The organism is Rothia sp. HMSC072B04 (assembly GCF_001813725.1).
Lineage (GTDB): Bacteria > Actinomycetota > Actinomycetes > Actinomycetales > Micrococcaceae > Rothia > Rothia mucilaginosa.
The window spans coordinates 1-13,189 of the sequence record NZ_KV813812.1; the positions used below are offsets into that span (position 1 = coordinate 1).

9 protein-coding genes and 1 tRNA gene are annotated in these 13,189 nt (G+C 59.1%); 3 read left to right on the forward strand and 7 right to left on the reverse strand.

Annotation, left to right across the window (positions count from 1 at the left end; genetic code table 11):
* Positions 1-46: 46 nt before the first annotated feature.
* Positions 47-1,006: an L-lactate dehydrogenase gene (locus tag HMPREF2928_RS07480; RefSeq protein ID WP_012903553.1), complete on the reverse strand. Its 960-nt coding sequence runs from the start codon at positions 1,004-1,006 to the stop codon at positions 47-49.
* A gap of 276 nt (positions 1,007-1,282) precedes the next feature.
* Positions 1,283-2,857: an amidohydrolase gene (locus HMPREF2928_RS07485; protein WP_070688049.1), complete on the reverse strand. Its 1,575-nt coding sequence runs from the start codon at positions 2,855-2,857 to the stop codon at positions 1,283-1,285.
* A 339-nt stretch (positions 2,858-3,196) separates the two neighbouring features.
* Between HMPREF2928_RS07485 and HMPREF2928_RS07490 the strand changes: the two genes are divergently transcribed.
* A complete protein-coding gene (locus tag HMPREF2928_RS07490; RefSeq protein WP_070688051.1) occupies positions 3,197-4,282 on the forward strand; it encodes a 2,3-butanediol dehydrogenase in 1,086 nt (361 codons plus the stop codon).
* A 201-nt stretch (positions 4,283-4,483) separates the two neighbouring features.
* Here HMPREF2928_RS07490 and HMPREF2928_RS07495 read toward each other — a convergent pair.
* Positions 4,484-4,569: transfer RNA gene (locus tag HMPREF2928_RS07495), tRNA-Leu, on the reverse strand.
* 222 nt (positions 4,570-4,791) lie between these two features.
* Between HMPREF2928_RS07495 and pepN the strand changes: the two genes are divergently transcribed.
* On the forward strand, positions 4,792-7,464 hold the full coding sequence (pepN, locus tag HMPREF2928_RS07500; RefSeq protein WP_070688054.1) for an aminopeptidase N: 2,673 nt from the start codon (positions 4,792-4,794) through the stop codon (positions 7,462-7,464).
* Between the two features lie 388 nt (positions 7,465-7,852).
* Positions 7,853-9,109: an HIRAN domain-containing protein gene (locus tag HMPREF2928_RS07505; protein WP_070629684.1), complete on the forward strand. Its 1,257-nt coding sequence runs from the start codon at positions 7,853-7,855 to the stop codon at positions 9,107-9,109.
* Between the two features lie 200 nt (positions 9,110-9,309).
* Here HMPREF2928_RS07505 and HMPREF2928_RS07510 read toward each other — a convergent pair whose 3' ends face one another.
* From HMPREF2928_RS07510 to HMPREF2928_RS07525, 4 genes are all read right to left on the reverse strand, one after another.
* The gene (locus HMPREF2928_RS07510) at positions 9,310-10,482 is read right to left on the reverse strand and encodes an LCP family protein (protein WP_049356971.1); all 1,173 of its coding nucleotides are present in this window, start codon (positions 10,480-10,482) and stop codon (positions 9,310-9,312) included.
* A gap of 336 nt (positions 10,483-10,818) precedes the next feature.
* A complete protein-coding gene (locus HMPREF2928_RS07515; RefSeq protein WP_070688056.1) occupies positions 10,819-11,073 on the reverse strand; it encodes a type B 50S ribosomal protein L31 in 255 nt (84 codons plus the stop codon).
* 253 nt (positions 11,074-11,326) lie between these two features.
* Positions 11,327-12,205, reverse strand: coding sequence for a TrmH family RNA methyltransferase (locus HMPREF2928_RS07520; RefSeq protein ID WP_070629680.1), 879 nt, complete (start codon positions 12,203-12,205; stop codon positions 11,327-11,329).
* Positions 12,202-12,990, reverse strand: coding sequence for an ABC transporter ATP-binding protein (locus tag HMPREF2928_RS07525; protein WP_049327170.1), 789 nt, complete (start codon positions 12,988-12,990; stop codon positions 12,202-12,204). The genes HMPREF2928_RS07520 and HMPREF2928_RS07525 overlap by 4 nt, the downstream gene beginning before the upstream one ends.
* Positions 12,991-13,189: the final 199 nt, after the last annotated feature.

Here is a 13,189-nt window from a genome sequence, read left to right on the forward strand (position 1 = left end):
TTCGTTGTCCAAGAAACGGGAGGCAGTTCAATGAGAAGCCGGGGTTTTAGAAGCCCAGGGATGCTGCGGATGCGCGGATTGCCTCAGCGGATGCCTTCAGCTGTGCCAGCTCAGCCTCGTTCATGGGAACCTCGAGCACGCGCTGGATGCCCTCACGGTTGACGATGGTGGGCAGGGACAGTGCAACGTCCTTGAAGCCGTACAGCTCGCCTGCAATGGTGGTGGAGACGGGCAGCACTGCGTTCTGGCCGCCGAGGAATGCCTCAGCGATACGTGCGCCGGAGATACCGATTGCGTAGTTGGTGGAACCCTTGCCCTCGATGACCTTGTATGCTGCGCGCATAGCTTCGGTTGCCAGTTCTGCACGGACCTCTTCGGTGAAGACGGGCTTGCCGTCCTGCTCCCACTCGGTCAGGGGAACCATACCGATGTTTGCTGCGGACCAGACGGGGAACTCGGAGTCGCCGTGCTCGCCAACAACGTTTGCGTGAACGCTCTTGATGGAGACGCCAGCCTTGTTAGCAATCAGCCAACGCAGGCGGGAGGAGTCCAGAACGGTACCGGAGGACAGCACGCGGTTTGCGGGCAGGCCGGTAATCTTCTGGGCCACAACGGTGAGAACGTCACAGGGGTTGGTGACGAGCATGATAATCGCGTTGGGTGCTACGGACAGAATGTTCGGCAGCAGCTTCTCGAGGATTGCGACGTTTGCGCCTGCCAGTTCGAGGCGGGGCTGACCCGGCTTCTGGCGAGCACCAGCGGTGATGATGACCATGTCGCAGTCGCGCAACAGCTCGATGTCGTCGCCACCGGTTACGGTTGCTTCGTGTGCGAACATTGCACCGTGTGCGATGTCCAGTGCTTCAGCGTGTGCGCGCTTGCCGTCGATGTCGTACAGGACGATTTCGTCTGCGGAGCCGCGGACCATAGCTGCGTATGCGGTTGCGCTACCGACGCCGCCTGCACCGATGACGCCGAGCTTGGTGGGGTTGTTGACACCGTTCATTGCTGTATGCCCTCTTTTCGTGAGAGTTATCCGTGTGGTGCGAGAGGATTCTCGCGTGGTTTATCGGGAAGCGGGTGTGTGCCTCGGGGTTGAATTTCCTTGGGTGGGCGTCCTTCCCCGGTGAGCTTGCTTCGTTATGTTCTATTATGCCGCAGATTTTGCGTTTTGTGTTGGGTTATTTTGCTTTTTTCGATGGGTGCTGGTGACTTTATGGGCCATGAGGGGTGTTTTTCACTCACAAAACCAAATAATGACGTTCTGACCTTTTGAGCAAGCTCACATGCCGCTAAAGTAGCCCTCCACATCCACTGCGCCGCCGGAAGCCTCAAAATCAGCACGAACCGCATCCGCCAGCTCGTCATCAACCAGGAAGTCCAAAGCCACAGACGCCAAACCGAACGCCGCATCCAGGGCAGCATCCACCGCTGCCTGGGTGTCAGCACAGTGCGCGAACTCCACCGTGTGCATGCCGGTACCCTCGGGCGCAATCTGAATCAGCGGGTGAATACCGGGCACGCGCAGGCTCACATTACCGAAATCAGTAGAAGCCGCCAGGGTGTCACTGACCGTTCCGGGCGGGTACGGGTGGCGACCCACCGAACGCTGAGCCGAAACCCAACGCTTCAACAGCGGACGGTTCGTGCGCACCGGCATGGTCATCGGCGAAGAATCCCACGTCACCTCCGCACTCACGCCAGCCATAAGCGCAGCACCGCGCAGCACCTCCTCAACCCGTCGCGACAGAGCACGCAGAGTCGGCGCGTGCTTAGAACGGATATTAATGTGCAGGCTCGCGGAGGCAGGAATCAGGTTCGGGGCGTCCCCGCCGTGGTCAATAATCGCGTGAATACGGTCAGAACCGGGAATCTGCTGACGCAACAAACCCAAACCCTGGTACGCCAGGTTTGCCGCATCCAGTGCGTTACGACCCATAAACGGGTGCGAGGAAGCATGCGCGCTCACGCCCGTATAGGTCACGCGACATTCACGGCGACCCAACCACGCCTGATCAGCCACATCAATAAAGTAGGGGTGCACCATGATGGCGGCATCCACCTGCTCGAACGCGCCGGCGCGCGCCATCAGCTCCTTACCGGCATCGGACTCTTCGGCGGGCGTGCCGTAGTAGAGGACCCTGCCACTGAACGCCTCGGGGCTGGTAGCGAGCGCATCCGCCAGGGCAAGGAAAGCGCCCAGCCCGGATACCGCGATGACGTTGTGGCCGCAGCCGTGACCGATGCCCGGCAGTGCGTCATATTCGGAGAGAATCGCGATGGTGCGGTGCTTGGCGGGGTCGTAGTCGGCGCTGGTGAGCTCCACCTTGAACGCGGTATCCAGACCGAAGGCGGGGTACTCGATCCTGAGGTTCGGGTAGGCTTCGCGGACCGCATCAACGAGCGTGCGGGAGGCAAAATACTCCTCGTAGGCAGTCTCAGGATGCGCATGAATCGCCTTGAGAATTGCGGTCAAAGAATCCGCGCGGGTGGCGACGGATTCGGCGAGGTCGCGGCGAATATGCGCCAGCCCACTGTCTTCGTCGAGGCGGTGACCGTGCCCCTTTCCATGACCGTGGCGGTTGCCGTGGCTACGTTCCTGCTCGGGCTGACCGTGGTCAGCATGTTCCTGCTCGGGATGCGCGTGCCCGCGCTTGCGGCGGTGCTCAGCGGCACGCTTACGCCGCTCGGTTTCGAGGGCAAGAATCTCGGAGTACTCGCTACCGCGCACGCAATCAGCATCGGGCGCGTCATAGTGGCGGGTTATTGCGGCGGGTCGGTTCGGTGCCGTTCGACCGGAGCTGTCAGAAGTGGGCTGGGTGTGGGCGGCGGTGCCCTGTGCGTTCGCGTCAGTCATACTTCTACGCTACCGTCTGCGCTCGCCGGGCGCTAGATGCTCGGGCGTGATGGAGTCGAAAACACCCAAAAAGAAATTTGTGTCACATAAAAGAAAATTTGTATATATCCTAGGAATCTTTGATTCATAGGAGTAGCGTTAAGCACATGGGAGCGACAATCCAGCCGCACCCATCACCATCCGGCGCTAGCGATGCGAATGCCGGCAGGACAGTTCACAACCGGTCCAGACCATGTCGTTTGGGCCTCTGTCAATACTGTGACAGACCCATGGATGCGAACCGTACCGGCAAGCACACACCGCAGTGAGCGCCACAACCACGCTAAGGAGCTCCATCCCATGAAGGCAGCACGCTTCTACGACCGCCACGACATCCGCATTGAAGACATCCCCGCACCCGAAGCCGCTGCGGGCGAGGTTCTGGTCAAGGTCGCATGGTGCGGCATTTGCGGTACCGACCTGCACGAATACCTGGACGGCCCCATCTTCTGCCCCCAGCACGGTCATCCCCACCCCATTTCTGGTGAAGACTCCCCCGTCACCCTCGGTCACGAATTCTCCGGTGTTGTTGAGGCACTAGGCGAAGGCGTAGACGACCTTGAGGTTGGCGACCACGTTGTCGTCGAGCCCTACATCATTCGTGATGACGTCTACACCGGCCCCGACTCCAAGGACTACCACCTGTCCAAGGACATGAACTTCATCGGTCTGGCAGGTCGCGGTGGCGGTCTGTCCGAGAAGGTTGCCGTCAAGCGCCGCTGGGTTCACAAGATCCCCAACACCATTCCCCTGGACGAGGCTGCACTGATTGAGCCCCTGAGCGTTGGCTACCACGCTGTTGAGCGTGCAGGCGAGTTCGAAGAGGGCGCATTCGCACTGGTTACCGGTGCTGGCCCCATCGGTCTGCTGACCTCCGCAGTTCTGAAGGCTAAGGGCGCTAAGGTCATCATCTCCGAGCTGTCCCCGCTGCGCCGCCAGAAGGCTCTGGACTCCGGCGTTGCTGACTACGCTTTCTCCCCCGCTGAGGTTGACGTTCTGGCTGAGATTCACAAGCTGACCGACGGCCGTGGCGCTGACATCGCGTTCGAGTGCACCTCCGTTCAGCCCGCACTGGACCTGATTCTGGATGCTCTCAAGCCCACCGGCAAGCTCGTTATCGTCTCCATTTGGGGTAAGCCCGCTTCCCTGGATGTTCAGAAGGTTGTGCTCAAGGAGCTCGATATCCGCGGCACCATCGCATACGTGAACTCCCACCCGGAGACCATCAAGCTCGTTGAGTCCGGCAAGATTGACCTCAAGCCCTTCATCACCGGCAAGATCGCTGTGGAAGACCTGATTGACAAGGGCTTCGACACCCTGATCAACCACAACGAGACCGCTGTGAAGATTCTGGTCACCACCGACCCGGAGCGTCTGGCTGAGTAATCTCTTCGAGTGAGACTGCATGATACTGATTCGTTCAGTTTCAGCTGATGCAGCTGTTCTTCTAGCTTCCTTAGCGTAGCTAGTGTGGGGTGAGGCTCCTATCAAGGAGCCTCACCCCACTACTTTTTTGTGTACTTTTTACCGGGCATACTCTACCGGGCATACAAAAATCCCCGGTTCCAAAGAACCGGGGATTATCTGTGCGCGAGGGGGGACTTGAACCCCCACCCTCTAATACGAGGACTAGCACCTCAAGCTAGCGCGTCTGCCTATTCCGCCACCCGCGCAGGTGACTTTCGAACGTTTTCCTTTCGGTGCCGTTCGAAGCAACACGTAATACTATACGGGCTTTCTGGGCACTCCGCAAATCGAAAGAGTATGTTCTGCATCACATATTAGAGGTTGGTTGGTTCCCAACACCCCCGGCGATCTTCTCGCACCTTGAGTAATATGACCGGCACGCCCACTCAACTGCCATATTTTCGGTCATAACGACTAGAATAAAGAGCATGAATAATGAGAACCTCTCCCGCGAAGAAGCCGCAGAACGTTCGGCTCTCATCAGTGTCGACACCTACGACGTGCATGTCGACCTGACTAACGCCAAGGACCCCGAATTCGAGTCCTACCCCACCGTCACCACCGTCCGATTCTCCTGCAACACCCCCGGTGCAGAAACCTTCATCGACTACATCCACCACAGCGTCGACTCCGTTAAGCTCAACGGCACCGAACTGACCTTGGCTGATGTCGTCAACGGCGCACGCATCACCCTGCCCAACCTGCAGGCAGAAAACGTGCTCACCATCCACGGTCGCTCCTACTACTCCCGCTCCGGCGAAGGTATGCACCGCTACTTCGACCCCTCCGACGGTCGCGTCTACCTGTACACCCAGTACGAACCCTCCGACTGCCGCCGAGTCTTCCCGAACTTCGAGCAGCCCGACCTGAAGGCAGTCTTCAACTTCCGCATCACCGCACCCAAGGACTGGGTCGTCAGCTCCAACGGCGTACTCGAAAGCCAGGTCGTAGACCCCACCGACGACTCCATCACCAAGCGAGTCTTCTCCCCCACCGCAAAGATCTCCACCTACATCACCGCAATCGTTGCCGGCGAATACTTCACTGCAACCACCACCTACAAGCCCAAGAGCAAGGTCAACAGCGGTGACATTCCCCTGGTCGTATACTGCCGCCAGTCCCTCAAGCCGCACTTCGACTACGACCACATCTTCAAGGTCACCGAAAACGGCCTGGACTTCTTCCAGGACCTCTTCGACTACCCCTACCCGTACCCCAAGTACGAGCAGGCATTCGTGCCCGAATACAACATCGGCGCAATGGAGAACCCCGGCCTGGTCACCTTCACCGAAGACTACATCTTCGTCTCCGGCGCAACCGAGGACGACCTCGAAGGCCGCACCAACACCATCTGCCACGAAATGGCACACATGTGGTTCGGCGACCTCGTCACCATGAAGTGGTGGGACGACCTGTGGCTCAAGGAATCCTTCGCAGATTTCATGGGCACCCTCGGCGCTAAGGAAGCCAACAACTTCAACGACGCATGGGTCACCTTCGCGAACAACCGCAAGGCATGGGCATACATGCAGGACCAGCTGCCCACCACCCACCCCATCGTCGCTGACATCCCCCACCTGGAAGCAGCATCGCAGAACTTCGACGGCATCACCTACGCAAAGGGCGCATCCGTGCTCAAGCAGCTGGTTGCCTACGTCGGCTTCGACACCTTCATCGAGGCAGCACGCGTGTACTTCAAGCGCTTCGAGTGGGGCAACACCTCCCTGAACGACTTCCTGCAGGTACTCAACGAGGTGTCCGGCCGCGACATGCAGGCATGGGCTAACGCATGGCTGCAGACCTCCGGCGTGTCCGCACTGGGCACCAAGCGCGTCTACGGCAAAGACGGCCAGCTCACCGACCTGATCCTCACCCAGGAACTGCCCGCACAGCAGCCCGCAGGTCTGGGCCGCCCCCACGTGGCAAAGCTGGAAACCTTCGCGCTGACCGACGGCAAGCTCGTCTCCACCGGTCTGCTCTCCCTCGAGTACCCGGCAGAGCCCGTCTCCGAGCACCGCGTAGAGCTCACCGACGAGCAGAAGAAGCTTGTTGGCGAAGCTGACCTGCTCATGCTCAACGCAGAAGACCACACCTACGCCAAGGTTGCCCTGACCGACGAAGACGGCCTGCAGGCAGCTATCGAAGGTGTCTCCACCCTCGAATCCGCGCTCTCCCGCGGCCTCATCTGGGGCTCCCTCTGGGAGAACGTGCGCGATGCACGCCTGCCTGTCACCACCTACGTCGACGCAGTCGTACGCAACGTCTCCAAGGAACCGAGCGCATCCCTGCTGGGCACCATGGTCAACAACGCACAGGTCGCTATCGCAACCTTCTCCGCACCCACCGGCCGCGAGCGCCTCTACGACGCTCTCTACGACGCATTCGCAGCCGCACTGGCGCAGGCTAAGCCCGGCTCCGACGAGCAGCTGATTCTGCTGCGCGCCTTGATTTCGGTCTCCACCAACGCGACCAAGGGTGAAGAGCTCTGCCGCGATATTGCCCGCGGTGCTTTCGAAGACACCACCGGCGATATTGCTGACGCAACCGGCATTCCTTACGACCAGAACCTGGGTTGGAGTGCACTGGGTGCGCTCGCAAGCCGCGACCTAGTGACCGTTGAGGATCTGGACCGTGCGGCGAAGTACAGCCCCTCCTCGATTTCTTCGAATGGTTACGCGTACGCGATTGCTGCCCTGCCCTCTGCTGAGCGTAAGGCAGCCGCGTACAAGACCATCATGGAAGACGAGTCGCTGTCGAACGACGCTCTGGCTTCGACCATTAACGGTTTTGCTCGCGGTCCGGTTGAGCTGCGTGAGTCCTACTACGACTCCTACTTTGAGGCTCTGCTGCCCATTTGGGCGTCCCGTTCGATTGGTATGGCGACCCGCATTGTGCGTGGCCTGTACCCGAAGGCTCCGTACAACACCGGCTCCACCGAGGGTCTGGGCGTTGAGGGTAACCCCTCCGTTGCATTGGCTCAGCGTTGGCTGGAGGCGAACCCCGAGGCTCCTTCGGCTCTGCGTCGTCTGGTTCTGGAGGCTCAGGATCACGGCCACCGTTCGATTGTGGCTCAGAAGTTCAACGCCTCCCTGCAGGACTAAGCTGCATGGTTTGAGGGCTTGTGGCGGGGGGTGAGCCGGTATCTAGACTAGGTTCCGCTCTCCCCCGCTAGGTTCTCTAGCCTCTTTGAGAGACTGCCGTTCGGCACGCCCCCGGTAACGTACCGGGACGCGCCGGGCGGTGGTCTTTTTCTGGCTCATCTATAGAATTCATAGCGGCGGTATGCCGTCTAAATATTTCCCTCATACAGTGGTTCACATACTGACAAGGGCACTTATTACCGGGGCAGTTTCACCAGGGCACAAAACTATATGCACCCGGTGCTAAAAGACAGATAAATGTCACCCGTTTTTGTGAGCTGTCCACACTGAAAGCATGAGAGAATAGACTAGGTATCCGCTCGCTTAGACACATCAGAAGGAGTTTTCAGTGGTCGATTACGCACTCGGTGACCGCGGTAGCGTTGACATTGTCACCGATGATTACTACGAAGCAGAAACCCTCCAAATCTTTGAGGAACTGCACATCGACCGTGAACGTATCTGGTACGGTGAAGCGCGCCTCGTTCCCGAACCGGATAACCCCTACGAGCCCAATAGCATTGCCGTCTACATTGACGAATTCAAGGTGGGCCGCATGAGCGTGGAGGACTCCGCCGCGTACTGGGATTCCATTACCCGCGTGGTCGCCTCCGGTTACGAGCCTATTGCGCATCTGCAGCTTTCCGCCGTGGCGGTTCGCACCGAGAGCGGTAACATGCGAGTGAAGAGCACCGGTGTGCTCTCGCTGTCCGCTCCTAGCTCGCTCTTCCCCCTCAACGACGCACCGACTCGCGCGACCCTGCTACCCCAGGGCCCGTCGATGAAGGTGCTTGATGAGAAGGAACACTCCGAATACCTGCACAGCATCCTGCCGCCCAGCGGTGAGGGTCGCGTCATTCTGACCCTGGAAGCTAACCAGCTGAAGACCTCCGACGGCCGTTTCGTTGACAGTGTTGAGGTACGCCACGACCGCAAGCTCGTGGGCCGCCTGAGCACCCAGATGTCTGAGCAGCTCGCCCCCGTGATTCGTTACGCATTCGAGAACGACCGCCTCACCAGCGCGTGGGGTACGATTCGCGGCAACACCCTTGAGCTGTCCCTGACCGTTCAGGCTGCACGCCCCGCCGATATTCCGCAGGAATGGTATGAGACCCTGCCCAACAATGTTCCGGCTCTGCTGCCGGTGGGTGAAGAGTACGATGTGCCCGCCGCATTCGTGCCCACCGAAGGTGAGCGCCACTACCTGGAGTCCTCCGCTCAGCAGGCTCCGAAGAAGCGTCGCGGTTTCATGAGCTCCCTGACCGGTGGTTCTTCGGCACCCGCCGAGCCGACCCGTAGCGAACCCGCCGCGGAGAAGCCTGTCATCGAATACAGCATTGAGGAAGAGGAATACTACGAGCCGAACGAACGTGACCGTCTGCTGAACCTGATCAAGGGTGCAGGCCTCGCCGTTCTGGTCGCCGGCCTAATTTCAATGCTGTGGACCCCGATGCTTGGCATCCTCATCGCAATCCTGGGTGGCGCTATCGCGGCTGTAGCATTCTATTTTGGCCGCCAGCCCTACTACGAAGACTACGACGAATACGATGAGTACGAAGAGGAAGAATCTGCCGAGGAAGCAGAAGAAGCCGATTCGAAAGCCTAACTCCCTCTAAGAGCACGGTACGAATGGGGCGGCTCCCCCACCATCACGGTGAGGTAGCCGCCCTTTTGTGCGCCCCAGCAGCTCTCTAAGCGCCAACGAGGTACTTCCAGGTATCTACATTCCGACAGCTTTTCGGGAACAGTTAAAAACCAGCGGGGGCGAAAGCCTCATCAGCTTTCACCCCCGCAAGGAGTCAGATCTTAGTCCTGGCCGTAAGTCGCCATGAACTGATCCATGCTGTCATGCTGCAAAGCATAGGACAGGTTAGCATTCGCAGCCTGGTTCACGATAACAATCGACTGACCGTCGTAGGACCAACCCGGGCCTGCGTTCGGCAGGGTGGTCATACGCATCGTGGTATCACCGCTAGTCAGCACCGGAGCCGCAATCTGGGCAATCTGCGCCGCGTCCAGGCCAGAGTCAACACGCATATAACCAGCAATAGACTCAACAGCAGACTGGAAAGAGCCCACATTCTCCAGTGCACCCTTAGACTTCATCGTGCTGTACAGACCGCGCAGGAACGCACGCTGGTTACGAACACGCTGGTAGTCGCCGTCAGCGAACGGGTAGCGAGCACGAACGAACGCAAGAGCCGCACCACCATCCATATGCTGCATACCCTGCTTGAAAGACCACGCATTGATATCGAAGTCGAAAGGTACCTGGACATCCACGCCATTAACAGAATTCACCAGAGCCTTGAAGCCCTCGAACTCGATCTCTGCCACGTGATCAATCTTGATACCCAGCAGGTTCTCAACGGTCGCCACCTGCAGAGAAATACCGCCATAGTTCAGCGCCGCGTTAATCTTTGCCGAACCGTAACCAGGGATATTCACCCAGGTATCACGCATAATCGAAACCAGGTACACGCCCTTACCATCGGCAGGGATGTGAGCAAGCATGATGCTATCTGCACGGGAGCCGCTCACCTGAGCTGCTTCAGAACCGGAACGGGTATCGCTACCGAGCAGCAGGATGTTCTTACCCGGACCCTTCACGACATTGTAGCTGTAACCGTCATCCAAGATGCCGTCGCCGTCCTTATCGTGATCGCTCGCGTTAGCTGCAAGAGCCGCAGCAGCATCGGAGCCGTTCTTGCCGGTATTCGAGTTGGTGACGGTCGGAGCCTTCAGCTCCGTCACGTTGAGCTTCTTAGCCTCGCCAAGCTGCTCCTTAATTTTGCTGAGGTCTTCATCCACCTTAGTGATGGAGTCAAACTTCTCGGTCTTGCTATCCCAGGTGTGGCCAGCACGCCAGATAAAGAAACCAATACCGAGGGTAATAACCAGCAGAAGAATCAGCAGGATCAGCAGAATACGCTTGACCCATTTCTTCTTCTGCGACGGTTCAGAGTGAGCGTCGCTCATTAAGTTGTCCTTTGTTTGAGGTGGTGATACGCGAGGTGCACAGCGCATCCAGCGAAGTCTCTAAAATAGAGAGCCGGAAATAACCCGCCGATATGGGGCGGCACTGAAAAGCACAGAAAATGCACAGCTCGCAAAATACTTTCCCATTGTAACGCCGTCAGCTGGTCTACGCACCGGCGCACGAAAGGTTTTACGTTACAACTTTCCTCACAACTTTCCTCACGTTCGCGCCAAACTTGCGACTACAGGCGCCAGAACGCACAATGCCCCGCCTCCCTGAAAACCAAGGAGAACGGGGCATTGATTTCGCTATAAAGCAAAACCTGAAAAGAAGATTTACTTCTTGCCGAAGTTTGCGAAGCGTGCGTTGAAGCGCTCGACGCGACCTGCGGAGTCCATGATGCGCTGCTTACCGGTGTAGAACGGGTGCGACTCGGACGAGATTTCAACCTCGACGATCGGGTACTCGTTGCCGTCTTCCCACTTCTCGGTCTTGTCCGAGGTCATGGTGGAACGGGTCAGGAAGACCTTGCCGGATGCGAGGTCGCGGAACAGAACCAGGTTGTAGTCCGGGTGGATTTCTGCCTTCATTGATTACCTTCTTCTGCTACTGGATTTTGCCAGTAGCCCTTATATAGATGGAGTAGGTTTTTCGATGTGCAGCTATCGAGAAAATCTCAGAGCGCATCACCATTGTGCCCGCATAGGGCGCGCACAACCCATTAAGGGTACCACCTTCACGGATTAAATCCCAGTACGTTCCCTCGCAGGCGCCAACCCGCACACCGCAAGGGCACCCCCCAGAAGGCACTCACGCGGGTTAAGAATCAGGTGAGAACTCAGGTTATGAACGCGGGCGGGTCTCCCAGAACGCCACGGCACTCGCCGCCGCAACATTCAAAGAATCCACGCCGTGCGACATCGGAATCATCACCGTATCGTCACACGCAGCCAGGGTGCGGGGCGACAGTCCGTGCCCCTCCGTGCCCAGAATCAGCGCAAGCTTCTCATCCCGGCGGGCAGACAGCTCCTCCAGGGTCAGCGAGTCCTCTTCCAGTGCGAGCGCTGCGCTCTTAAAGCCCAGCTCGTGCAGGGCCTGCAGGTCTGCAGGCCACGACTCTAGGCGAGCCCACGGCACCTGAAAAACGGTACCCATCGACACGCGAATCGAGCGGCGATACAGCGGATCAGCGCACCGCGGAGTCACCAGTACAGCATCCACGTTCAGCGCGGCAGCCGAACGGAAAATAGCTCCCACATTCGTGTGGTCCACAATATCTTCCAGGATTGCCACGCGAGAGGCACCCTGCAGCAACTGCTCCAGAAGCTGCGGCGCAGGACGAGCCATCGCCGCCAACGCACCACGATGCAGATGAAAACCGGTCACCTGCTCCAGCTGCTCCTCACTACCCACATACGCGGGAGTGTCAGGATGGGCGCGCAAAACATCCGCCAAATCATCAGCCCACTTCTCACTCATCAGGAAAGAAACGGGCTGATGACCGGCAGCGAGCGCACGACGAATCACTTTGGAAGACTCCGCAATGTAAATACCCCACTGCGATTCCATGGCGCTACGGAGCTTCACATCGGTCAGCTGCGTGTAGTAGCGCAAAGCCTGCTCGGGTGCCTGCGCCAGAGCAGTGACCGACTCGATGGCGTAGACACGCTCGGCACGCTCAGCGATCTGTTCGGCGCTCAGCTGCTTCGGGGCACGGCTCATGCGCGCTTGAACGCGGAGTAACGACCCGCGGAGGTGACGGTCAGAGCCAGGTCCATGTCGTAGGTTGCTGCGAGGTTCGCCTCGGTAATGGTGGACAGGATCGGGCCGGCAGCAACCACGCCACCGTCACGGACCAGCAGGGCGTGGGTGAAGCCCGCCGGGATTTCCTCGAGGTGGTGGGTGATGAGCACGGTAGCCGGTGCGTAGGGGTCGGCGGCAAGTGCGGTCAGACGCTCGACCAGGTCCTCACGGCCGGAGATGTCCATGCCTGCGCCGGGCTCGTCCAGCAGCAGCAGTTCGGGGTCGGTCATGAGGGCGCGGGCAATCAGTGCACGCTTACGCTCGCCGTCGGAGAGGGAGCCGAAGGTGCGGTCAGCGAGGGTGTCGACACCCCATTCAGCCAGCAGCTCGGTGGCGCGCTCGTCGTCCATGACGTCGTATTCTTCCTTCCAGCGGCCGGATACAGCGTACGCTGCGGTCACGACAACGTCGGAAACCTTCTCGTTGGCGGGAATCTGGTTTGCCGAAGCACCGGAGGACAGACCAATGCGCGGGCGCAGGTCGAACACGTCAACAGCGCCGAGGGTCTCGTCAAGGATTTCAACCTCGCCGCTGGTCGGGTGCAGGCGGGCTGCCGCAACCGACAGCAGAGTGGACTTACCGGCGCCGTTGGGGCCCAGAACAACCCAGCGTTCACCTTCGTTCACAGTCCAGGAAACGTCGTTGAGAATCTTGCGGCCGCCGCGAATCACGGAGACATTCTGAAGGTTGAGTACGGTGCTCATGGTTCTTCTTCCAGTGAGTTAGATGGATGGGATGCGCCCCCACCCCGCAACCCGTGCCGGGTTATCGGAGCGGTTGGCGCATAGTGCGCGGGTACCCCACATTGGGTTCCTCGCGCGAAGCCTTATGGGCTATAGGTGCCGCCGCGTCAGGGGCGGCGCGCCTGATCAAATGTACCTTGTCAGAGGGGCGGGCGCATCC

What these genes read in the sequence shown, in the direction of transcription:
- HMPREF2928_RS07485 (WP_070688049.1), bottom strand. Translation starts at nt 2,857, where the DNA reads ATGACTGACGCGAACGCACAGGGCACCGCCGCCCACACCCAGCCCACT.
- HMPREF2928_RS07525 (WP_049327170.1), bottom strand. Translation starts at nt 12,990, where the DNA reads ATGAGCACCGTACTCAACCTTCAGAATGTCTCCGTGATTCGCGGCGGC.
- HMPREF2928_RS07510 (WP_049356971.1), bottom strand. Translation starts at nt 10,482, where the DNA reads ATGAGCGACGCTCACTCTGAACCGTCGCAGAAGAAGAAATGGGTCAAG.
- pepN (WP_070688054.1), top strand. Translation starts at nt 4,792, where the DNA reads ATGAATAATGAGAACCTCTCCCGCGAAGAAGCCGCAGAACGTTCGGCT.
- HMPREF2928_RS07520 (WP_070629680.1), bottom strand. Translation starts at nt 12,205, where the DNA reads ATGAGCCGTGCCCCGAAGCAGCTGAGCGCCGAACAGATCGCTGAGCGT.
- HMPREF2928_RS07490 (WP_070688051.1), top strand. Translation starts at nt 3,197, where the DNA reads ATGAAGGCAGCACGCTTCTACGACCGCCACGACATCCGCATTGAAGAC.
- HMPREF2928_RS07480 (WP_012903553.1), bottom strand. Translation starts at nt 1,006, where the DNA reads ATGAACGGTGTCAACAACCCCACCAAGCTCGGCGTCATCGGTGCAGGC.
- HMPREF2928_RS07515 (WP_070688056.1), bottom strand. Translation starts at nt 11,073, where the DNA reads ATGAAGGCAGAAATCCACCCGGACTACAACCTGGTTCTGTTCCGCGAC.